20 protein-coding genes and 1 pseudogene are annotated in these 18571 nt (G+C 60.8%); 12 read left to right on the top strand and 9 right to left on the bottom strand.

Annotated elements, in window-relative coordinates:
• The 8 genes from EFQ99_RS33155 to EFQ99_RS33120 all read left to right on the top strand — a co-directional run bounded on the left by EFQ99_RS33155 (position 1) and on the right by EFQ99_RS33120 (position 6110).
• On the top strand, positions 1–630 hold the full coding sequence (locus EFQ99_RS33155; RefSeq protein ID WP_004672585.1) for a hypothetical protein: 630 nt from the start codon (positions 1–3) through the stop codon (positions 628–630).
• On the top strand, positions 627–1190 hold the full coding sequence (gene sctL / locus EFQ99_RS33150; protein ID WP_004672586.1) for a type III secretion system stator protein SctL: 564 nt from the start codon (positions 627–629) through the stop codon (positions 1188–1190). Before EFQ99_RS33155 ends, sctL begins: the two co-directional genes overlap by 4 nt.
• Positions 1183–2502 carry a FliI/YscN family ATPase gene (locus tag EFQ99_RS33145; protein WP_004672587.1) on the top strand — a complete coding sequence of 440 codons (1320 nt, stop codon included), beginning with the start codon at positions 1183–1185 and terminating at the stop codon, positions 2500–2502. The genes sctL and EFQ99_RS33145 overlap by 8 nt, the downstream gene beginning before the upstream one ends.
• Positions 2499–3518 (top strand): FliM/FliN family flagellar motor switch protein, encoded by a 1020-nt coding sequence (locus tag EFQ99_RS33140; RefSeq protein ID WP_011053324.1) that lies wholly within the window; start codon positions 2499–2501, stop codon positions 3516–3518. The genes EFQ99_RS33145 and EFQ99_RS33140 overlap by 4 nt, the downstream gene beginning before the upstream one ends.
• The gene (gene sctR, locus EFQ99_RS33135) at positions 3518–4171 is read left to right on the top strand and encodes a type III secretion system export apparatus subunit SctR (RefSeq protein ID WP_008534263.1); all 654 of its coding nucleotides are present in this window, start codon (positions 3518–3520) and stop codon (positions 4169–4171) included. The genes EFQ99_RS33140 and sctR overlap by 1 nt, the downstream gene beginning before the upstream one ends.
• A 65-nt stretch (positions 4172–4236) precedes the next feature.
• Entirely contained in the window at positions 4237–4506 is a 270-nt protein-coding gene (locus EFQ99_RS33130) for a flagellar biosynthetic protein FliQ (protein WP_004672590.1), read from the top strand.
• Positions 4507–4516: 10 nt separating this feature from the next.
• On the top strand, positions 4517–5326 hold the full coding sequence (locus EFQ99_RS33125) for an EscT/YscT/HrcT family type III secretion system export apparatus protein (RefSeq protein WP_004672591.1): 810 nt from the start codon (positions 4517–4519) through the stop codon (positions 5324–5326).
• Positions 5313–6110, top strand: coding sequence for an EscU/YscU/HrcU family type III secretion system export apparatus switch protein (locus tag EFQ99_RS33120; RefSeq protein ID WP_011053325.1), 798 nt, complete (start codon positions 5313–5315; stop codon positions 6108–6110). Before EFQ99_RS33125 ends, EFQ99_RS33120 begins: the two co-directional genes overlap by 14 nt.
• A gap of 60 nt (positions 6111–6170) precedes the next feature.
• Here EFQ99_RS33120 and EFQ99_RS33115 read toward each other — a convergent pair whose 3' ends face one another.
• From EFQ99_RS33115 to EFQ99_RS35285, 4 genes are all read right to left on the bottom strand, one after another.
• On the bottom strand, positions 6171–7085 hold the full coding sequence (locus EFQ99_RS33115; RefSeq protein ID WP_004672592.1) for a pectate lyase: 915 nt from the start codon (positions 7083–7085) through the stop codon (positions 6171–6173).
• A 42-nt stretch (positions 7086–7127) separates the two neighbouring features.
• Entirely contained in the window at positions 7128–9059 is a 1932-nt protein-coding gene (locus EFQ99_RS33110) for a flagellar biosynthesis protein FlhA (protein ID WP_018247140.1), read from the bottom strand.
• Between the two features lie 23 nt (positions 9060–9082).
• A complete protein-coding gene (locus EFQ99_RS33105; RefSeq protein WP_018247141.1) occupies positions 9083–10045 on the bottom strand; it encodes a SctD/MshK family protein in 963 nt (320 codons plus the stop codon).
• A gap of 94 nt (positions 10046–10139) precedes the next feature.
• On the bottom strand, positions 10140–10298 hold the full coding sequence (locus EFQ99_RS35285) for a hypothetical protein (protein WP_004672595.1): 159 nt from the start codon (positions 10296–10298) through the stop codon (positions 10140–10142).
• A 254-nt stretch (positions 10299–10552) separates the two neighbouring features.
• Here EFQ99_RS35285 and EFQ99_RS33100 point away from each other — a divergent pair, with 254 nt between their 5' ends.
• Complete coding sequence (locus EFQ99_RS33100) at positions 10553–11101, top strand: hypothetical protein (RefSeq protein WP_004672596.1); 549 nt, start codon at positions 10553–10555, stop codon at positions 11099–11101.
• A gap of 9 nt (positions 11102–11110) precedes the next feature.
• On the top strand, positions 11111–11524 hold the full coding sequence (locus tag EFQ99_RS33095; RefSeq protein WP_004672597.1) for a hypothetical protein: 414 nt from the start codon (positions 11111–11113) through the stop codon (positions 11522–11524).
• A gap of 4 nt (positions 11525–11528) precedes the next feature.
• On the opposite strand, the gene EFQ99_RS33090 is transcribed toward EFQ99_RS33095, so the two are convergent.
• Positions 11529–12026: a helix-turn-helix domain-containing protein gene (locus EFQ99_RS33090; protein WP_018247142.1), complete on the bottom strand. Its 498-nt coding sequence runs from the start codon at positions 12024–12026 to the stop codon at positions 11529–11531.
• Between the two features lie 459 nt (positions 12027–12485).
• Between EFQ99_RS33090 and EFQ99_RS33085 the strand changes: the two genes are divergently transcribed.
• The gene (locus EFQ99_RS33085; protein WP_026188834.1) at positions 12486–12869 is read left to right on the top strand and encodes a hypothetical protein; all 384 of its coding nucleotides are present in this window, start codon (positions 12486–12488) and stop codon (positions 12867–12869) included.
• Here EFQ99_RS33085 and EFQ99_RS33080 read toward each other — a convergent pair.
• Complete coding sequence (locus tag EFQ99_RS33080; RefSeq protein ID WP_018447059.1) at positions 12866–13123, bottom strand: hypothetical protein; 258 nt, start codon at positions 13121–13123, stop codon at positions 12866–12868. The genes EFQ99_RS33085 and EFQ99_RS33080 overlap by 4 nt on opposite strands.
• Positions 13124–13450: 327 nt before the next feature.
• Between EFQ99_RS33080 and EFQ99_RS36220 the strand changes: the two are divergent.
• Positions 13451–13798 (top strand): annotated as a pseudogene (locus tag EFQ99_RS36220) (DUF4334 domain-containing protein); the annotation flags it as partial.
• 270 nt (positions 13799–14068) lie between these two features.
• On the opposite strand, the gene EFQ99_RS33070 reads toward EFQ99_RS36220, so the two are convergent.
• The 3 genes from EFQ99_RS33070 to EFQ99_RS35910 all read right to left on the bottom strand — a co-directional run bounded on the left by EFQ99_RS33070 (position 14069) and on the right by EFQ99_RS35910 (position 17325).
• Entirely contained in the window at positions 14069–14818 is a 750-nt protein-coding gene (locus EFQ99_RS33070) for an HAD family hydrolase (protein WP_004675991.1), read from the bottom strand.
• 158 nt (positions 14819–14976) lie between these two features.
• Positions 14977–16077 carry a cysteine protease StiP domain-containing protein gene (locus tag EFQ99_RS33065; protein WP_004675992.1) on the bottom strand — a complete coding sequence of 367 codons (1101 nt, stop codon included), beginning with the start codon at positions 16075–16077 and terminating at the stop codon, positions 14977–14979.
• Positions 16078–16191: 114 nt separating this feature from the next.
• Positions 16192–17325 (bottom strand): phosphoribosyltransferase domain-containing protein, encoded by a 1134-nt coding sequence (locus EFQ99_RS35910; protein ID WP_011053330.1) that lies wholly within the window; start codon positions 17323–17325, stop codon positions 16192–16194.
• Positions 17326–18571: the final 1246 nt, after the last annotated feature.

The raw sequence follows: 18571 nt of genomic DNA, 5'->3' as shown, positions 1-18571 counted from the left end.
ATGCGCACGCCGCGTTCGGACGGCGAGGCGATCTCGGATGCGGCGAGGATCCGCAGGGCAGCGCTGCTTTCCGCGGATATGCTGACGGCCGCCCGATGGGATGGGACCGCGCCGCTCCTTGCCGATGGGTCTACCCTGTCGCGGCGGCTGCACCGGCGGCTTTTCACGGAGATCGCAGAAGCCCATGGCGACCCCGCCACATTTGCCGACGGCGCCCGCCGCCTGATTTCCATGGACGCGGACGGACTCTCAAAGGCCGCGTTCCGGGCGGGCTTCGCCTATCATCTCGCAGCCTTCTGCCCCGCGGTCGATCGCCCGACCCTTGCGAGGCTCAGGGCCGCCTACGGCGAGGAAGCGGTCGCATTCGCCCTCGGCCACATCAATCTTTCCACGGCAACGCCGCCGCTTGATCTGTTGAGCGAGCAGGCAAGGCATGTCGTCGAGGCCGATGGCTGGTCGATGCTGACGCTTCTGGCAGACGAATATCGGATCTCTGCGGCATGGCGGTGGGCGGGCTGGCGCGACATGGCCGAAAACGGCTCGGCTTCCCTGTTGAAGAGCCCGGCGCTCGTTCTGGCGACGGCCGCCGTCGACGAGGTCGCCTCCACACAGGAAGGCGCCGGACGATGAGCTCGGGATTTGCACGCCACGACCGCATCATTCCGGCGGAAAACTTCGGCCAGATCAGGGAGGCGGCGCAAATTCTGGCGGCTGCCCGCCAGGACGCCGCCCAATCCCAGGCCACACTTGCAGCCGCCAGCGAGCAGGCCGCCCAAAACGGCTATCGCGACGGGTTCGAACAGGGCGTTCGTGATGCCGCCGCACGGCTTGCCGCCTCGCTCGGAAAAGCCGAACAGGAGATTGCCAATCTCGACAGCTGGGTCGAGGCGGTGGTTCTGAAATCGGTCGGATTGATCCTCGGATCGATGGAGGCCGACGAACGCACCAGGCGATTGGTCCGCCACGCCATATCCCAGACCGCAGAGGCCCAGGAGATCGCCCTCCATGTCGCCCCCGAGGATGCCGCCATGATCGCCCAGGCAATTGCGGATATCGATCATCGCATCACTATCGAAACGGATCCGCTGATGTCTGCCGGCGAGATCGTCCTGGAGACATCGGCGGGACGAAGCCAGATCGGCTTGAAAGACCAGCTCGCCACCGTGATCGAGGCCCTCGTCCATGGCTGACGCATTGCTTCGCATGGAGCGGACGCTCGAACAGACGGACGTGCGGCGGCAGAGCGGCCGCGTGACGAGTGTTTCGGGCCTGCTGGTGCGGGCGCTCATCCCCTCGGTTCGGATCGGCGAGCTCTGCGAACTGCATGAGCCGGGCAGGGGCCGCATCGGCCTCGCCGATGTCGTCGGTATCGACGGCGAGACGGCACTTCTCTCGCTTCACGGCGAAACCCGCGGCATCTCCCAGCGCACGGAAATCGTCCCGACCGGCCGGGAGCCGGCGATCTCTGTCGGCAACTTCCTGCTCGGCGCGGTCGTCGATGCGCACGGCAACGTCCTGCGTCCCTCCGCCAATCCGGCCGGCGATGACGCGCGTTTCCTGCAGCCGCTCTACGGCCAGCCGGTCAACCCCTTGTCGCGCCGTCCCATCCGCCAGCCGTTCACCTCGGGGATTGCCGCCCTGGACGGATTGCTGACCTGCGGGCAGGGCCAGCGCATCGGTATTTTCGGCGCGCCCGGCGCCGGCAAGTCGACGTTGGTGTCCCAGATCGTCGCCAACAACAAGGCCGATGTGATCGTCTGCGCGCTGGTGGGGGAACGCGGACGCGAGGTCGGCGAATTCGTTGCCGACAACATGCCGGAAGGCGTTGCCTCGAATGTGGCGCTGGTTCTGGCGACATCGGATCGCCCGGCGCTGGAGCGGTTCAAGGCGGTGATGACGGCAACGGCGATCGCCGAATATTTTCGCGAGCAGGGAAAACATGTGCTGCTCGTCATCGACAGCGTCACCCGCATGGCCCGCGCCTTGCGCGAAGTCGGGCTTGCTGCCGGCGAACCGCCGGTGCGGCGCGGCTTTCCGCCTTCCGTATTCGCCGTCTTGCCGCAGATCTTCGAGCGCGCCGGCAACAGCGCAAACGGCACGATGACGGCTTTCTATACGGTCCTCGTCGAAGGCGAAGAGCAGGACGATCCGATCGCCGAAGAAACCAGGTCGCTGCTGGACGGCCATATCGTGCTCTCTGACAAGATTGCCAGGGCGGGCAATTTTCCGGCGATCGATGTGCTGGCCAGCCGAAGCCGGACGATGAGCGCGGTGGTGAGCGAGAGCCATCGCCAGGCAGCCGACAGGCTGCGCGCCCTGCTGGCCCTCTATGACGAGGTGGAACTGCTGATCCGCGTCGGCGAATATCGCCAGGGGCGCGATGCCGCCGTCGACGAGGCCGTCGCCAAACACGGGCTCATCCAGCGCTTCCTGTTTGACGGCCAGGGCAAGCCGCAGCCGTTCGGCGCGATCGTCGAAGCGCTCGAGGAGCTTGTCCGATGAATATCGCCGCGCCCGCATGGCCCGACTCATCGATGGCCGGGAGCTTCTTTTCCCGTTCCGGCACGACGATGCGCGCCGCCTGGCAAATTCCGGTCCGGGAGCAGACGCTTTCCGTTCGCCCGCTGTCCCCCGATATCGCGGCCACGCGGATCGCCGATCCTGTCGGCATTCTCTGCCGCGTCGGCGAGCAGGATCAGATGCTGATTGCTTCGGCCGGAGCATTGCGGCTGCTGGCCGAAAGGCTGGAACCGCTGCTGCTCTGGGAAAAACTGTCACCGCATGAAAAGGCGGCGGTGGTGGAACATCAGTTCGCCGAGGCCTTCGAGGCAATCGAGAACAAGATCGGCATCGGCCTTTCGCTGCTGGAGATCGGCGCGCAGCCGGAGCCGGATTTTAGCGGCAATTTCGGCTTCGAAATCGGCTGGAGCGGCATGAGCCTGCCCTTGAGCGGCCGTTTCGATGAAACCTTCCTTGCCGGCCTCGTCGGCTGGGCAAGCCGCCTACCGCGCCGCACGCTCAATGCCCTGACGACGGCGGTCAACATCCGGCGCGGTTATGCCGTGCTGTCGGTCGGTCAGATCAAATCCCTGCGATTGGGGGACGGCATCGTCATCGATGGGGGGGCACCGGAGACCGTGGTCGCGATCACGGGTGAACGTTACCTTGCAACCTGCATGCGCTCGGACAAAGGCGCGGTCCTCACCGAGCCGCTCCTGTCGACGCCAACCGGACCAATGAGGCATTTCATGACGAATGACACCGTCGATCAGGAATTGCAGGGCGAGCCGCGTCCGTCGCCTGTCGACAGCATCCCGATCAAGCTGGTCTTCGATGCCGGACGGCTGGAGTTGCCGCTGCGCACACTCGAGACGATCGGCGAGGGCTATGTGTTCAACCTCGACAGGCCATTGTCGGACGCCGTCGATATCATCGCCCAGGGCCGCATTATCGGACGGGGCGAAATCATTTCCGTGGATGGGTTGAGCGCCGTTCGCGTCACGGCGCTGCACGACTGATGGAACAGAGCTTTCCTCTTGCCCAGAGCCTCGCGGCAATGGCGGCGATCTCGATGCTGCCGGTCATTGCCGTGATCGCAACCTCCTTCACCAAGATTTCAGTCGTCCTGCTGATCGTGCGCAATGCGATCGGCATCCAGCAGACGCCGCCGAATCTCCTGGTCTTTGCGATTGCCATCGTGCTCTCGGCCTTCGTGATGAACCCGGTGCTGCAAAACAGCTGGCAATTGCTGCTCGCCCATAGCGGCGATTTCGGCACGGTCAGTGGCATGGCGGACGGCATGATCAAAGTGGCAGCGCCGCTGAAGGATTTCATGCTGAAATTTTCCGACGCCGAGGTGCGCGACTTTTTCGTGCAGGCGTCGCAGAAGATCTGGGCAAACGCGCCGGCAACCCCCATTGCCTCCGACGATATCACCGTGCTGACGCCAAGCTTCCTCGTTTCGGAACTGACGCGGGCCTTTGAAATCGGATTTCTGATTTATCTGCCCTTCCTGATGATCGACTTCGCCGTCTCCGCCATTCTGGTGGCGCTCGGCATGCAGATGATGTCCCCGACCGTGGTGTCGACACCGCTGAAGCTGCTGCTGTTCGTCTCGATCGACGGCTGGCGGCGATTGCTGGAAGGTCTGGTGCTGTCCTATGCGCAGTGAGCATCGCGCCTTGACGAAAGCCCCGGTTCGAGCGCCTGCCGCGCCCACGCGAAAGGCCTGCCACCATGGGTGAAGACCAGGTCGCAGCTGAAATCGGCATGTCCGTCATGGCGACCTTCGCCTTGGCCGGCCCCATTCTGGGCCTGGCCGCGCTTCTCGGGCTGATCATCGCCATTTTCCAGGCTGCAACGCAAATCCAGGAACAGACCATCGCGCAGATCGTCAAGATTTTCGTGATCTCCATCACCCTGCTGCTGTTCGGCCGGGTGCTGGCAACGCCGCTGATCGAACATTCCGTTCATATCCTGAACGACTTCCCGACCATGGTTCAGTGAGGCGGGGCGGATGGGGCCGGATCATCTTCCGCTCGTCGGCATCGAGGTCGCGGCACCGGCCGCAGCCATGCTCGGCGCCGCCCGCGCGCTCGGGATCCTGCTGATCTTCCCGATCTTCTCGCTGTTCAGCATCGTCGGCATTCTGCGTTTCGGCCTGGCAATCGGCCTTTCGGCGCCCTCCGTCGCCTTCGCCTATTCGGTGCTGGCTATCGGAGATACGTCCTGGTTCGATCTGGCCGCCCTTTCGATGAAGGAACTTTGCTTCGGGGCGCTCATCGGCATGGGGCTCGGCATTCCCTTCTGGGCGGCCCAGGCGGCGGGTGATATGACCGATGTCTATCGCGGGGCCAATGCCGCCAATCTCTTCGACCAGATCAACGCGCTGGAAACCGCGCCGCTCGGCTCGCTGATGATGTCGATCGCCCTGGTGATTTTCGTCAGCGCCGGCGGCATCATCGATCTGGTCGCGATTTTCTACAAGTCGTTCGAGTTCTGGCCGCTCTTCAAGCTCATGCCCGCCATGCCCGACGATCCGCTCGACATGATCCTCGGTGTATTCGGCCGGCTGTTCAAAGCGGCCGGATTGCTTGCCGCCCCGTTCATGATCGTCACCTGCGCGCTCGAATTGTCGCTGGCCTTCGTTGGCCGCTCGTCGAAACAATTCCCGCTGAACGATAGCCTGCCGGCCATCAAGAACTTCGCGGTCGTGGTCATTCTCGTCATCTACACGGCCTTTATCTCCAGCTATTTCCACGATCTCTGGATCGACGGATTCAACGAGGTGAAAGCCATGCTGGAGGTGACCCATGGCCAAAAATGACGATACCGAGGAAAAAACCCTGCCGCCGAGCCGGGTGAAGCTCGATCGGCTCCGCCGCGAGGGCCAGGTTCCCCGCTCGAAGGAAATCCCGGTTGCGATCTCCGTCCTTGCCATCGCCGTCTACGTCACCTGGGGCTTGCCTGATATCCTCGAGGATTTCACCCGCAGTTTCGATGCCGGCCTTCAGTCCGCCGCGCGAGCCGACGTCTCCGACGCCGTCACTGTCGGCTTGAGCGAAACCGGCGTGGCGCTGCTCGATCTCATCTGGCTGCCGCTTGCCATGGGTCTTGCCGCGACCATCCTGGTGTCGATCCTCGACGGGCAGGGGTTTCCCGTATCGTTCAAACATATGAGCTTCGATTTCACCCGGCTCAATCCGTTCGAGGGCATCAAGAGGCTTTTTTCGCTCGCGAGCATCGCCGAGTTCGTCAAGGGGCTCGTCAAGTTTGTCCTGCTCGCAACCGCCGGCGGCGGTGCGATCCTCTATTTCCTCAACAGCATCTTCTGGTCGCCTCTTTGCGGAGAAGCATGCACGCTCTCCACGACAGCCCATCTCCTCGGCTCGATCCTCGTCATTGCCGCCGGCATCATGGTGGCGGCGGCGTTTTTCGATATCCGCATTTCGCGCGCGTTGTTCAGGCACGAACACCGCATGACCAAGACCGAGGCGCGGCGCGAATACAAGGATACCCAGGGCGACCCGAAGCTGAAATCGGCGCGCCGGCAAATCGGCGCGGAAATGCGCAGCAGCCCGCCGCGCAGGCAAGGATCAGGCCGGCAATGAAAAGCGGGAGCCTAAGCCGCCCGCTTGATCTTCGCTTTGCGGTTCCGGTGGTCGGGCGTCTCAGACGCCCGATTGGTTGTCACCTACACGCGTCCAGTTCTTCACATCGTCCAGCGTGATATCGGAGAGGAACGTCACGCTGGCAAGTGAGCTGTCGGTGCGGAAGACGTTGCTGCCGTGGGAGAACGCCCCGCCATCGATGGTGACGTCGGCGTCGATCTGCTTGCCGCCGTTGGTGCGCACGAGCGTGGTAAAGCCGTCAGCGACGAAATCCTTCAGATAGAACCTCGTGTCGGCATTGATCTGGAAGATCTTGTCGGTCGCGCCCTTGGCGGAGCCACCGATAATAGTGATGTCGCCGGCGCTTTTTACCGTCAGCGCATCCTCGCCGACATTCTGCCAATTGACGTTTTCGAGCGTCGCGCCGTCATAGACGTGGATTCCGTCGGCGCCATTCTCGCCGAGATCGACATTCTTGAGCGTCGCGCCGTTCTTGAGAATGAACAGCGGCGATTGGGTTTCGGACTGGCCGCCATCGCCGAGCTTGGACGAGGCCGTATAGGTCGCGCCCTTGCCGTCGAACACGCCGCCATCCACGACGATCGGCTCGTTGACGACGATGACGCTGCCCTCTTTCGAGAGGTCGGGTTTTTCCGTCGTGGTCTGCAAAGTCGTGGCCTGTTTCTCGTCGGATGGATCCACCTTCTTGGAGTCGGATTGCCAGTTGATGTGCTTGCGCAGCAGATCCTTGGGGTCGGAATCCATGCCGTTTTCCGACGTTTCCCGCGAATTCGGCACATAGGAGGTCAGTGTCGGCGGGTTGCCGGAGAAATCTTCGAAGGGCGAGACCTTGCGGGTTCGGATGGTGGTGAAATCCGTGTCGGCCCTATTGCTGCCGCCAAGGCAATCGGACTCAAGGTCGAAACGGGAGGTTCTGTCGAAGTCTATGGGCCTTTGTCCATCTACGCCACACATTGCATTCATCCCCAGTTGGTCTCGTCTACTTCACTTGCTCTATCAGCCCGGCCTTTGTTTGGAGCCGGCAGCGTTCCGGATTTGCCCGATCTCTCCGATGGTTTCGATCGTTATATCCCTGTCGATCTCCTCCGCCGCCAGCACCGGAATGCGGCAGTTGTGGTGGATCATCAGCGTCTGGGTGAGCAGGCGCCACTCGCCCGGCACGATGATGATGGGATCGTATCCCCGCTCGTTGGCGTCCTCGAGAGCCTGCCTGGCTTTCTCGGCCAGCAGGCGCAGCCTTTCGGCTATCTCGATCTTCTCGGTCGCTCCAGCGGCGTCATAGGAGCGGATGAAGTGGTCCCATTCGGCGGGAAGCACCAGCGCCGGCAGCAATCCGCGCCGGTCGAGAAGCCCGAAGGCGATCTGCTTGACCAGCGCGGCGCGCGCCATTTCGGCCAGGGCATCCGGCGCGTGATCGGTGCCGGCGTGCAGCATCACTTCCAGCAGTCCGCGCGGCTGGGAAAGCGTCACGCCGGAATCCAGCAGGCGTCTGACGACCGCGACCGTCAGCATCAGCGGCACCTGGGTGGCGACGTCGATCGCCAGTTTGCCGAGACGCGGTTCGAGGCTGCCCAGCCATTGTGCCGCGTCGTCGACGCTGAACAGGGCGCCGATATGGCGGCGGACGATGCGCACGATGCCGTCGGCAATCTGTTCGGCCGTCCGTTCGGGACCGCAGCTGACGAGACCGGCGGGCACGTTTTCGACCTGAAGGTGGATCAGATCCTCGGCCATGCGGGGATCGGCGTTGAACGTCGGCACCGTCACGGAGACGCCGACGGCGCGCGCCGCCATGCGGATCCGCCCGTCCAGCATTTCGCCGAGTCGCATCGCCTCAAGCCGCGCCAGCGTTTCCACCGCGACGGTGGCGATGACGGGATCGCCATATTTCGTCCTGTCGAGCGGATAGGAATTGGCGCTTTCCACGGCATTCGCCGATGCGGCCGCGGCTGGGCCGGCGCGCCGGCGATGCACCATGAAGGCAAGGCCCGCCAGACACAGGCCGATCGCGCCGAGCACGCCTGTGGGAAATCCCGGCACGAAGCCCGCGCAGATCGTCAGCGCCGCCGCAATCGCCAATGCACGGGGCTCCCGGAAGAGTTCGCGGCCGATATCGCTGCCGAGACTGCCGTTGCCGTCATCGGACACGCGGGTCACGACGATACCGGCCGAGACTGCCATCAGAATGGACGGAATCTGCGACACCAGACCGTCGCCGATCGACAGCAGCGTATAGAGATGGGCGGCCTCGGCGAAGCTCAGGCCCTTCTGGAAGATACCGATCGCCAGGCCGCCGATGAGATTGACGGCGACGATCACCAATCCTGCGACCGCATCGCCCTTGACGAAGCGCATGGCGCCGTCCATCGCGCCGAAGAACTGGCTCTCCTGTTCGAGACGCGACCGGCGCTTCTGCGCGGCTTCCGTGCTGATATGGCCGTTGCGCAGGTCGCTGTCGATGGCGAGCTGCTTGCCCGGCATGGCGTCGAGCGTGAAACGGGCGCCGACCTCGGCGATGCGCTCGGCGCCCTTCGTCACCACGATGAACTGCACCAGCGCCACGATCAGGAAAATGATCAGCCCGACGACGACATTTCCCGCAACGACGAAATCGCCGAAGGCCATGATGATCTCGCCGGCATCGGCGTCCGCCAGCACGAGCCGGGTCGAGGAAATCGTCAAGGCCAGGCGGAACAGCGTGCCGATCAGAATGACCGCGGGAAAGGTCGAGATTTCAAGCACGCTCTTCAGATAGGTCGTGGTGATCAGCACCACGAAAGCGAAGGAGAGATTGAAAGCGATCAGCACGTCCAGAACGATTGTCGGAAGCGGCAGCACCAGCATCGTCACGACGGAGGCGAAAAAAACCGCAAGCAGCATATCGGTGCGCTGCGCAAGCATGGCGAAGGCGGATGACCTTACCTTCATGATCCGGCTTCCGACGCCATCGCCTATTCTTGTTCGCTGCTGGAAATTTCGGCGAGCTTCGGCTCGGCATTGCCGGCAGAGGCGAAATTGACCGTATCGTCCTCACTGTCACGGGAAACGATCATCTGGTCTTTGCCGATCTCCTTGATGCGCCAGCCGCTCGAAACGACATCGCCTTCCTCGTAGCGGCGGCCGTCGGAGCCGATGATGAACCTGACGGGCGTATAGCCGGCGGCGGCAACGAAGCCGTCGAGACCGGAAGAGAGGGCGGTGAGATCGACGATGGAAACGGAACCGCGCCGGCTCATCGAGGCGATGATGCTGCGCAGCTTGGTCTTGTCGGGCAGGCCGAGAGGCCGCGATCCTTCGCCGATGCGAATTTCGTCGGCGGTGGCGACGATGCTCAGATCTTGGGGAAGCTGCGCCATACGAATGGCCTGGCGGATTTCGGCCGCGATCGCCGCCGCCGCCGGCGCCGGTTCGGGTGCGGCGGAAACCCTGACGAGCGGGGCTTCGTGAGCCGGCGCATCGCTGTTGTAAAGGCCGGCCAGCAAAAGCAACGCCGCCAGCCCGAGAAGGCCGGCAGCCGCAATCCGGCGCGGCGCGAACCGCACGCGCCCGGCGCCGAGACCTTCGAGCTCACAGATCGTGCCGTCGAAGGAGATGGTCTGTCTCTTCGTAAGGGTCATTGTCCGATCGCGCGGGATGGAACGACCGTCGATCACGACGTCATCCCGCAACGCGGTCAACGACACCGTGTCGGAGCCGCGGGAGCGCTGCAGACTGATGGCAAAGGCGGGTTCCGGTTTGGCGCCTAGGACGATCAGGTCACAATCGGCGCTGCCGCCGACCACCTGCCGCTCTGTCGTCAGCGGCAGATTGGAGCTGCGCCCGGCGCGCGTGATGCGCAAGACCGGTCCGCCGCTGCCTGACGCAGCGTTGCCGGCGTTACCTCTGAATGTCGGCGAAGAGGAATCTAGATCCATAACCATCTTGTTCCCGAACCGTCCGTCGAGCGGCTTTTATTGTCTTCGAAAGCGGGGAAGCGAGACGGGCGAACCCGTCTCGCCATTGTTTCAATCAGCCTGGGCCGATCTTCTTGATGGCGTTTGCGACGCCGTTGATCTTGGTGATTTCGGTTGCAACCTTCAGGCTCTGCTCGGTCGCTTCGTTCTGGGCCGACTTGAAGGCGGAAATCGCCGAGCCGATGCCCGCATCAAGTGTCGAAGTACTAGCCATGTCTTGAACTCCTTGCATGGTTTTGGCGGCCAGAGCCTTGCAGAATTCAAGATCGAATTCAATAGCTTATGTTAAAAAGTTATTAATTCGCGATATGTACAACAAATGCGCGAAATGGATATCCGTCCTGTTCCCAGAGGACCGATGATCTGCAACAGTAGATCGGATAATTATTAATAGACTGGATTCCGTACTCACTGCCTGCCTTCGTTCATTAGTTGTCGGGCGATATCCGGATCGTGAGGTAAACTCAGATGTTTGCGCGTTTTGTTTACATGGCCGCTATCGGACTGCTGGCCTCCTTTCCTCCATCGGCCGGCGCCAGCGAGCGGGAGGTGCGCCTGGATGTCGTCTCCCTGCCGCTTGGCGAAGTTGTCCAGACGCTGTCCTTCATGTCCGGCATCCCGGTCACGACAGTCGGGACGCTGAGCGGCAAGGTCGAGCACTGGTCCGTCCGGGAAAGCGGAGCCAAGGCCTTCGTCAAGCTTGGCGATGCCAGCAATCTCTTCGTCGCCTATGACGGCAGCCGCATCATCATCGCGCCGAAGCAGGAGGTCTCCACCGTCGTCCTCGATCGCGGCGGCCGCAGCTGGAAGACCGAGCAAAACGCCATTCGCGCGCTGTTCCCGCTGCTGCCGGACGATGCGCTGCGTGAAGATCCCGCCAGCGGATTGGTGCTGGTGCGCGGGCCCGCGGTCTTCACCAAGGCCGTCGAAGACGTGCTGAGCCGGCCGCAAGCCGACAGCATCAAGGTCATCAAGGGCGGCCAGTTGGAAGTCCTGACGACGAACAACGGTGCCTGAGCGGCTGATATGAAGGCGCTGAAGTCTCTCAGGCAGTTGCTGGAGATCCGCAGCCTGCGGGCGGATAATCTTTCCCGCAGCCTCTCTGAGGCGCGGGCGGACGCCGAAAACGCGCGGGAGCGGGAAACGGAAGCCTCCGAAGCGCTCGACATCGCGGCAAGCCTGGCCGCCGGCAATCCTGTCGTCGACGCATTGCGCAAGAGCGGCGCTATCTCCGCCGCCGAGCTTCAGGACGCGCTGATGCGACAATCCGTATTGCGCAGCCATGAAGCCGTTGCCGGCCTATCGCTTGCGCAGCGCAAAGCCGACCGGCTGGCTGCGCAAGAGCGGGCAGAACACGTCGCCGCCGATTTTTCGCGGGCACAGAAGGCGGTATTGCGCACCGAATTTTCGCTTGAAGCAGCGGAGAAAATCGACCGGTAGGGAGCTAAGAACCAGCAGATGAACCAACCGGCTTCTGTTCTTCCATCTCTTCCTCGACAATCGAGCTGACGAGGGCAACGACCCGGCTGCGCACACGCGGAGAAAGGAGCAAAACGTCGTCTATCAGACGCCGTCCCTCCGCCGTGGAAATGTAGGCAATCTTCTCATCGATCTCTGTTATGATTTGCTGGCCCTGAGTGGTTTCGGGATCTGGAAGACCTTCGAAAAACCTCGAAACAGGGATCTTGAGGCAATTGGCAAGCTCGTAGAGCATCGAAGCGCTGACGCGGTTCTTACCGCTTTCATATTTTTGTACCTGCTGCAAACTGACCCCGATGCCGGCGCCGAGATCCCCTAGGGATACATTCGACTGCATTCGGCGGATACGGATTTGCTGTCCGACATGCCGATCAACTGGATGCACCAACTCGCGCGCTACATTCGACTGTTCGGCTTGCGCAGGCCTCGAAGTCCGGACCTGTGCTGCTGCATAGCGCTTCATGGTGGATACCCCGATGGAGAGTTTCACGCGGTGCGCCCCCGCTGAAAACTCGCTAAACCCACTGATCGGGGAGTTGGAAACCGTACACGACGGTCCTGTGGCCTTTAGTTCCGAGGAACCTGGACATACGCCACAGGCTCCTCGACCGAAGGTCAAGGAGTGTGATGCCGTTACGGCCGGCATCAACCACGTGTAGGGGTTTCCACACCCCAGGGCAGCGCGTACTGCCCTATCGAAAAAGATAGCGGGAATCCGCCCGCTGCGCAACCGAATTCTTTACAAGATCCAATGGCTTCCCTTTACGCTCGGACACTTGCCTCAAAAGCGAGAGGTCACGCTTCGGGCGGTAAAGTGGTCAGAAAACCAAAGGAGGTGCGATCAGCGGAACGCCCATTGCGAGGATTGTCTGCCCACTCTCCCGGAAGAGATGACGATGACACCTGGGAGAGCGCGGACGTCGTGGCGATCGAGGAGACGGACGATACCGTCACCGTACTTCTCTGGCATCTGAAATACTCGCAGGCAGTAATGGGGCGCCGGGCGGACGATCTTTACCTCGTTTGCGGTCAAGCACAGAAGGGGGTGAAGGGGACATGGAGCTTGAAGAACCTCATCAACCACCTGACCGTGAGAGAAACATCACATCTTAAGGGCCGGGCCCGTTTCATTCGAGGCAGCCTGAATGACTTGGCCACGCTTCGAAAGGCTGCCCAACGCAAGTTCATCGAGTACCGGATCGGGATTGTACAGCCGGGTCTTAACGGTGAAAACATACCCGCAGAACATCTTGCGCTTCTGGGAGCGACTGCCACTTCATACTGTCTGTCACCGGGTGTCCCCTAATGACTGTCGCGAACCGCACCGATCCAGCTTAGCTGCCGGCCACCGTCTCCAGCGGCGCTACTTTCCATGACGGCAGGGCCGCCGCGAACTGTCACGGCCTTCTTGGGGCTTTCGATATCGAAATTGACGTTGTAGCGGTTCCACTCTGTAACAGCGGCAGAGCCGCCGACAAAATCAGGGGTAGGAATGCTCGATGTCCTGCCGATTGTTGCGGCGGGTGCATAGCTGCAGTGCAACATAGACGCTGGCTTCATGGCGCTGGCCCGAGTATTGCTATTTTCATCGAAGCGATGCTTCCTCCCGCAACGCTTCGAAGTTTAGACGGCCCACTCCTCCTCCCAAAGGGACGTCTGTGGGAACAGCGGCACTCCTCCTCCCAGGTCGCCGTTCGGTTCTTTTAGGAAAGCCTGCCGCACCTCCTCCCGCGGCAGGCTTTTCTATTTCGGGGCGATGGGCCGTCAGAGCCCGAGATCAAGTTGGGACTGGGGTCGTGCATTGCCGATCGGAGGTCGTCAGCGTTGAAAGCGTGACGCCGAGCAGCCGCACTGGCCGCTTGAATGGATAGACAGTCGCCAATCGACGGGGCATCGTTCGATGGTGTGCTCGAAGATCTTGGCTGGTTCGGCAAACGGTTCACGCCGGACATGCGCGCCGATGTGCTGCTGTTTCGAGCGGGAGACCGGCGGCTGGTTGCCGTGGATCCCAAATGGATCCCGCTTCGGCTAACGTTGCGTTTTTATAAGATCGACAGGACGCGTTTGGCAAGCAACCAAGTTTTCCTATCTCCAGCGCCGGCTGCGGGCGAGGGCCCGGTCGCGTCTTTGAAGGCCATGATGTTCGGCTGCGTCAAGAGCGCGGCCATGGTCTATGACGATCAACCCATCGTCGACCATTTCCGGCGGATCGACGCCGAGAGGATCATGGGCGCGAAATTTCGCTCTGCGCAAGTAAGGCACGAACCGTCGAGACGGCAGTTCCTAATGAGCTCATCGAAAGGTCATATCATGCTGAAATACAAGCTCTACGTACTCGTGGTAAAAGCCGACGGGAATCTCGCGATCCTCGCCGCGCTTGCCATGGTTCTTACCGCGATATGGCGCGGCGTTTTACCTATAGGAAGTTTCTACTAAAAGACTGGAGGTGCAGGATCATTCCTGCACCCTCCTCACATATCACCACGTTCGCAGTACGCGTGTCACCTATCTCTCACGCGCAACAGCGGAAACGACAAGGTCTGTCATTTGAGAGTTACCCGGAGCGCCCCACCAGTCGCAGAGGGACAGGTAGGAGAAGTCGCTCACACTGTCACCGTAGCCGATCACTGGGCGACCTGGATGCTCCGTCCGAAGCTTTTTGAGCAGAAATTGTGAGGCCACCCGTTTTGAGATCGCAGGCGGAACTAGCGCAAGGTTATTGCCGTTGTGGTGTCGAACCCAACCCCGTTTTTCTCGAATGATCGGCACAATCTCTTCAAGGCGTGAGCCGTCTCCGTCAATCTCTTTGAAGACAACATATGTCGCGAGATCAGCTTCCATCACCGACCAGCACCGGATGTGGACGCCAAGTTCCCTCGCCTTGGTCCTGCCCTCATCGAGGAGCTTATCGAAAAAGCCGGCAAGCGGCCGGAGCTCCCTTGCGACGACCTCATGCCATTCGGCGTCAGGCTTGCCGTCCTTTTTGAGGATGACGGCACCGTTCGATACGATTGAGTAGCTTTCAAACGCGATCGTAACGCGCGAAAGAGCCTCAGAGCCGCGCGCCGTAACCGGGATGGCCTCCGTGGAGACGAGCAGCCACTCGACAAAGGCAGCTTGAATCTTCGTCATATAGGAGTTGCTTCCATTAATGGATTTGGACGCCAATACCAGATCGGCTTCCGCAATCTCCGGTATCTTTTTCTTGGTTTGAAACAAGGTGTCGTCGAGGTCCACCAGAGCAATGGGCTTCATATGCGTACTCCAAAATGCGACTGGTTAAATATTTGATCGATTGCCAGATGTGAGCTTTCGCGGATTCTCCATTGGCAATGAATTTTACGATACGGAATTTGTCACATCTCAGTTTCCTTGACCTGCGCGCCGAGCTCGTAAGTAGACATACGTGGAGATTAGGAGACGTGCCGGATCAGCGTGACGGCGCGGTAGGGGGCGATCTTTCTAGGGGAGACGACATACGGGACGCCTTTGTTGTCGATCAGGTACATGAGGGCCGCGAGTTCTGGATCGGTTGGCGACGAGACGTACACCTTTTCCGGCACACGTCGCAGGATGGCCCTGGTCGCCTCCGCAATGCCCGGCTTTACTCGGTTGATGTTCGTTACGGCGTCCTCCCCCATCACCCAGGCGACGGCAGCGGCGGCGGCATCGCGATGCGCCCGGCGGGTCTCGATACTCCAGACGCTCGGGATTTCGGTTGCAATCACAGTGGAGACATCATTCCACATACCATCCACGAATGATCGGGAAATATCGTGTTCCGCGAGATTATCCCACTGGACGCAGGCGTGGAAGTCACCGGGACCGACGAGGGCAGCGTTGAGGATCGAGCGGCTGATAAGCCCGGATACGGTGCATCCTAGCATTCCGGAGGGAATAAGCCAGTCGTCGCCCGATGCGGCGAGCCATGCGCAGCCGCAGGGGTCGGCCAATACAACTAGCCGCGCAGGCCGGTCTGAGTAGTCCTTGAAGCTCTTTTCGAGTTGGTTCGCAATTGCTCCTTTGCCCGTCCAGCTATCTACGAAGACGATGCTCTCGACAGGACGCCTGGCAAGAATGTGGCGCATAGCCTCGTCGTCAACGCCCTTGTCGCGAATGATCGACAACCCGTAGTGTCCGACGTCCCGGCCGAGTAAGGCGATGGCCCTCTTGAGAAGGATGCCGAAGGGCACGCCGGCGCGGACCAAACTGACAAGGGTAATAGGACCCTCGACCGACTGCACGATCGCGAGGGCGAGGCGTGCCGTCTCGGCGCCCATGCGCGGGCCACCAGTGGCCATGGCCTTAGCAAACAGCTCCATGTATTCGCGGGTCGGGGCCATCTCGGCGGAAATCATTTCCGAGTAATGCCGCCGCCCGGATTGGATGGCCTCTTCCCTCGTGGCCGTGTCAGTAGGCTGAATATCCACTCTCTTGAGAAGGAGCGTCACGTCGTATTCGGCGTAGGAGCCTAGTGTGGCAGGGGAGGCGATGCTGTCATAGGTATCCCCCATGGGAGTGATGTCCTTAGATAACGCGACAGCAGTGTTGTGTCGCCGTGGACTGGCGGAAATGTCCGATCGAGTGAGCCGATTTCGAAGCGGCAGACCGCATGGCCTAAGGCGGCTTCATTCACCTTCTACGTCTGAAAGGACAATGGGATCGCCCAGTGCGGACATCAGGCTGGCACAGACATTTTCCGGGCCTGTCTCCGAGCAGAGTATAATTTTCGAGTACAGCGCTGGATCGACGTTGTAGAGGTAATGTGGAACTGTTCCGCCGTAGTTGTCGGAGAACGAAAGTACTGAACCGATCGCGTGGCCTTTCGACAGGGGAGAACGCGTCACGGATGAATAGAAAACCTCAGCGCCCTCCTTTTCCAAGCGCTCCGCAAGCAGGAAGGGCTGCCACACGTGTTCGCCCGTTCCGAGTACGAGGGTAATCCCGTCATCGGCAGCGTTTGCATTGAGACCCTGCAAGTGATCGACGACGCCGAGACGCGCCCAGTCTCGAGCGACGTCGGGACAGACCTCGGGCCGCTTAGGACGGTCACAGGAAGGGACCTGCGGAGTAGCTGCCGTGAAATCCCCACGCGGAGTCCAACTGTACCGTCCGGAAACGATAGTAGCCTCACTGACTGTTCCCGTGATCTCCGCGCGGGCAGCGCCTTCTGACCAGTCGGTAAGCGTAAGTAGGACTGTGTGCTTCAGCTTCAAACGAATTTTTGCGGGAAGGGCAGCGAAGATGTTGGCAAATGTCTTACCTGTCGAAGCCTCATCGTCAACGAGTACCAAGCCGGTCGCACCATGAACCAAGTCGCGGAGCCTTGCCTCGCATGGTTCGTGCAGGAGGTGCCGCGGGGCATGGCTATGCTCTTCCTCAAATTCGCACAGCAGCGGCAGTTTAAGATCATGGCGAGTGGAGCAGATATATATTGCATCGCCGCGACCAGTGAGTTCGCGGAACCGCCGATGGACACCCGCACCAAGGCCAATGCCCGCTTCGGCTATTCCGATGAACAAAACCGGACCAGGAATATCGGCAGGAATCTGACGTGCAAGGAGGTCGAATGCATTTCCCATGACCGAAGGGCGGATCGGCAGGAATCGACCAAGAACCTTGGAAACAAACAGAAACGAGCGGTTCGGGTTGATTCGCTGCCCGAAGCCGAACATCTCGATGGGGGGTACAAGGCTTCGATCCACGTGAACCGAGATAGTGCCGTCGGCGAGTTGCGCAGAGTATGTTGAAGGATTCACCATTGCCAGCTTTCGAAAGTACGGACGTTTACCGTGGAAAAAATCCGTGCCATATGTTTCCGTGACGCCGCACGCTCATTGGCGTCTCGTTGACGAGCAGGGTAGCACTTACCTCTCGAGGCTCAGAGTGCATCCGCGCCACGATATCGCAGGAGAATTCGCCGGCCCTTGGCGCGAAGGCCAGCACGGCGCGAGCGCCTCCCTGGTTTCAGCTTCGTTGGGGCTAAATCCCGATCTGAGGCCTTCCTGCCCCGTCGATGCGGCTCGTGACCCATCTCCGACAAAGCGACTGGGGCGATAGAAATAGAGTTTACGTCAGTTCATCCTCGCTCTCTGCGGTGAATCAGTAGCATGAAGTGAAGCAAGGGACGTGCCACTCGGACATGCAGCACGAATGCGAGCTGAATAGGCACCAGAACTCGAATATTGCATTCCAGGTCTCACGCGGCAGATGTCCAGATTGCCGGGAAATTTCGTATTGCATCCATAACGGCTTTGGGCGACGGATTGCGGGACCTGCCATGGCAAGCGCGTGCGGTCGCGAAACCTCAGATGGCGGCGAAGCGCTGCAGTTAAGAGAGATGCTGGAGCGTATATTCGCCTAAACGCTGCTGACGTGGCGGTTGGGCCTTTGAACGGTGGACGAGATCAGCCGGGAAAAAAGGCGTAGCTTCATTGAAATCGGCAGGGTGTACCCCGCCCACTACCGGGGATCAGAGCAGGCCAGCCTTGGCCCCAACCTGCGATGATAGCAGGTGCCTGGGGCACCTCCAGCACGTCGAGGGTTCTGCATCTTCGTGTCAGCCAATAGCCGACAGTTCGCACCACGTTTGTATTCGCTTTGTCTGCTTTACGACAGACTTAAGTCTTGATGCCTGCACTCAGCCGTCGTTGTTCAGTCCCGGCATTTTCATGGAGCGGATCGAGGGTGAAACGTTCAGGCTGCGAAGTCTATGTCTTGCAGACGAACTCGTAGTGTGAGGCCCTTGAGGGTCTTGAGCCTGCGTGACCTGCCACTGAACTTTCATCCAGCGGCGATTAGAGCCTCGGCGGTTTTGATACGCCAAGTGGCGCGGTGTGAGCAACCGGCAACGCGGATCGTGTCCCAGCACCTGGTGTAGCTGACGGTAGGGAGTAAAGCCGAGCGCCCGCGCGCTTCTCGTTGCGCTGTAGCGGGTGATCGGCTTTGCGGGCGGCCATCAGTGTTTTCCGCTAGGGTCGGGTTGTTCAAGACCAACCTGACGGAAAG

The sequence above is a fragment of the Rhizobium vallis genome, from assembly GCF_003985155.1.
In the GTDB taxonomy this organism is placed as follows: Bacteria; Pseudomonadota; Alphaproteobacteria; order Rhizobiales; family Rhizobiaceae; genus Rhizobium; species Rhizobium vallis.
Note: the sequence above shows the minus strand (reverse complement) of the source record. Positions and strands in the feature narration are given on the sequence as shown.

Excerpts from the sequence above, each read along its gene's own strand:
- EFQ99_RS33100 (WP_004672596.1), top strand. The coding sequence starts at position 10,553 with ATGTTTGCGCGTTTTGTTTACATGGCCGCTATCGGACTGCTGGCCTCC.
- sctL (WP_004672586.1), top strand. The coding sequence starts at position 627 with ATGAGCTCGGGATTTGCACGCCACGACCGCATCATTCCGGCGGAAAAC.
- EFQ99_RS33065 (WP_004675992.1), bottom strand. The coding sequence starts at position 16,077 with ATGGGGGATACCTATGACAGCATCGCCTCCCCTGCCACACTAGGCTCC.
- EFQ99_RS33145 (WP_004672587.1), top strand. The coding sequence starts at position 1,183 with ATGGCTGACGCATTGCTTCGCATGGAGCGGACGCTCGAACAGACGGAC.
- EFQ99_RS33130 (WP_004672590.1), top strand. The coding sequence starts at position 4,237 with ATGGGTGAAGACCAGGTCGCAGCTGAAATCGGCATGTCCGTCATGGCG.
- sctR (WP_008534263.1), top strand. The coding sequence starts at position 3,518 with ATGGAACAGAGCTTTCCTCTTGCCCAGAGCCTCGCGGCAATGGCGGCG.
- EFQ99_RS33070 (WP_004675991.1), bottom strand. The coding sequence starts at position 14,818 with ATGAAGCCCATTGCTCTGGTGGACCTCGACGACACCTTGTTTCAAACC.
- EFQ99_RS33105 (WP_018247141.1), bottom strand. The coding sequence starts at position 10,045 with ATGGATCTAGATTCCTCTTCGCCGACATTCAGAGGTAACGCCGGCAAC.
- EFQ99_RS33140 (WP_011053324.1), top strand. The coding sequence starts at position 2,499 with ATGAATATCGCCGCGCCCGCATGGCCCGACTCATCGATGGCCGGGAGC.
- EFQ99_RS33125 (WP_004672591.1), top strand. The coding sequence starts at position 4,517 with ATGGGGCCGGATCATCTTCCGCTCGTCGGCATCGAGGTCGCGGCACCG.
- EFQ99_RS33090 (WP_018247142.1), bottom strand. The coding sequence starts at position 12,026 with ATGAAGCGCTATGCAGCAGCACAGGTCCGGACTTCGAGGCCTGCGCAA.
- EFQ99_RS33110 (WP_018247140.1), bottom strand. The coding sequence starts at position 9,059 with ATGAAGGTAAGGTCATCCGCCTTCGCCATGCTTGCGCAGCGCACCGAT.
- EFQ99_RS33115 (WP_004672592.1), bottom strand. The coding sequence starts at position 7,085 with ATGTGTGGCGTAGATGGACAAAGGCCCATAGACTTCGACAGAACCTCC.
- EFQ99_RS33155 (WP_004672585.1), top strand. The coding sequence starts at position 1 with ATGCGCACGCCGCGTTCGGACGGCGAGGCGATCTCGGATGCGGCGAGG.
- EFQ99_RS33080 (WP_018447059.1), bottom strand. The coding sequence starts at position 13,123 with ATGAAGCCAGCGTCTATGTTGCACTGCAGCTATGCACCCGCCGCAACA.
- EFQ99_RS33120 (WP_011053325.1), top strand. The coding sequence starts at position 5,313 with ATGGCCAAAAATGACGATACCGAGGAAAAAACCCTGCCGCCGAGCCGG.
- EFQ99_RS33095 (WP_004672597.1), top strand. The coding sequence starts at position 11,111 with ATGAAGGCGCTGAAGTCTCTCAGGCAGTTGCTGGAGATCCGCAGCCTG.
- EFQ99_RS35910 (WP_011053330.1), bottom strand. The coding sequence starts at position 17,325 with ATGGTGAATCCTTCAACATACTCTGCGCAACTCGCCGACGGCACTATC.
- EFQ99_RS35285 (WP_004672595.1), bottom strand. The coding sequence starts at position 10,298 with ATGGCTAGTACTTCGACACTTGATGCGGGCATCGGCTCGGCGATTTCC.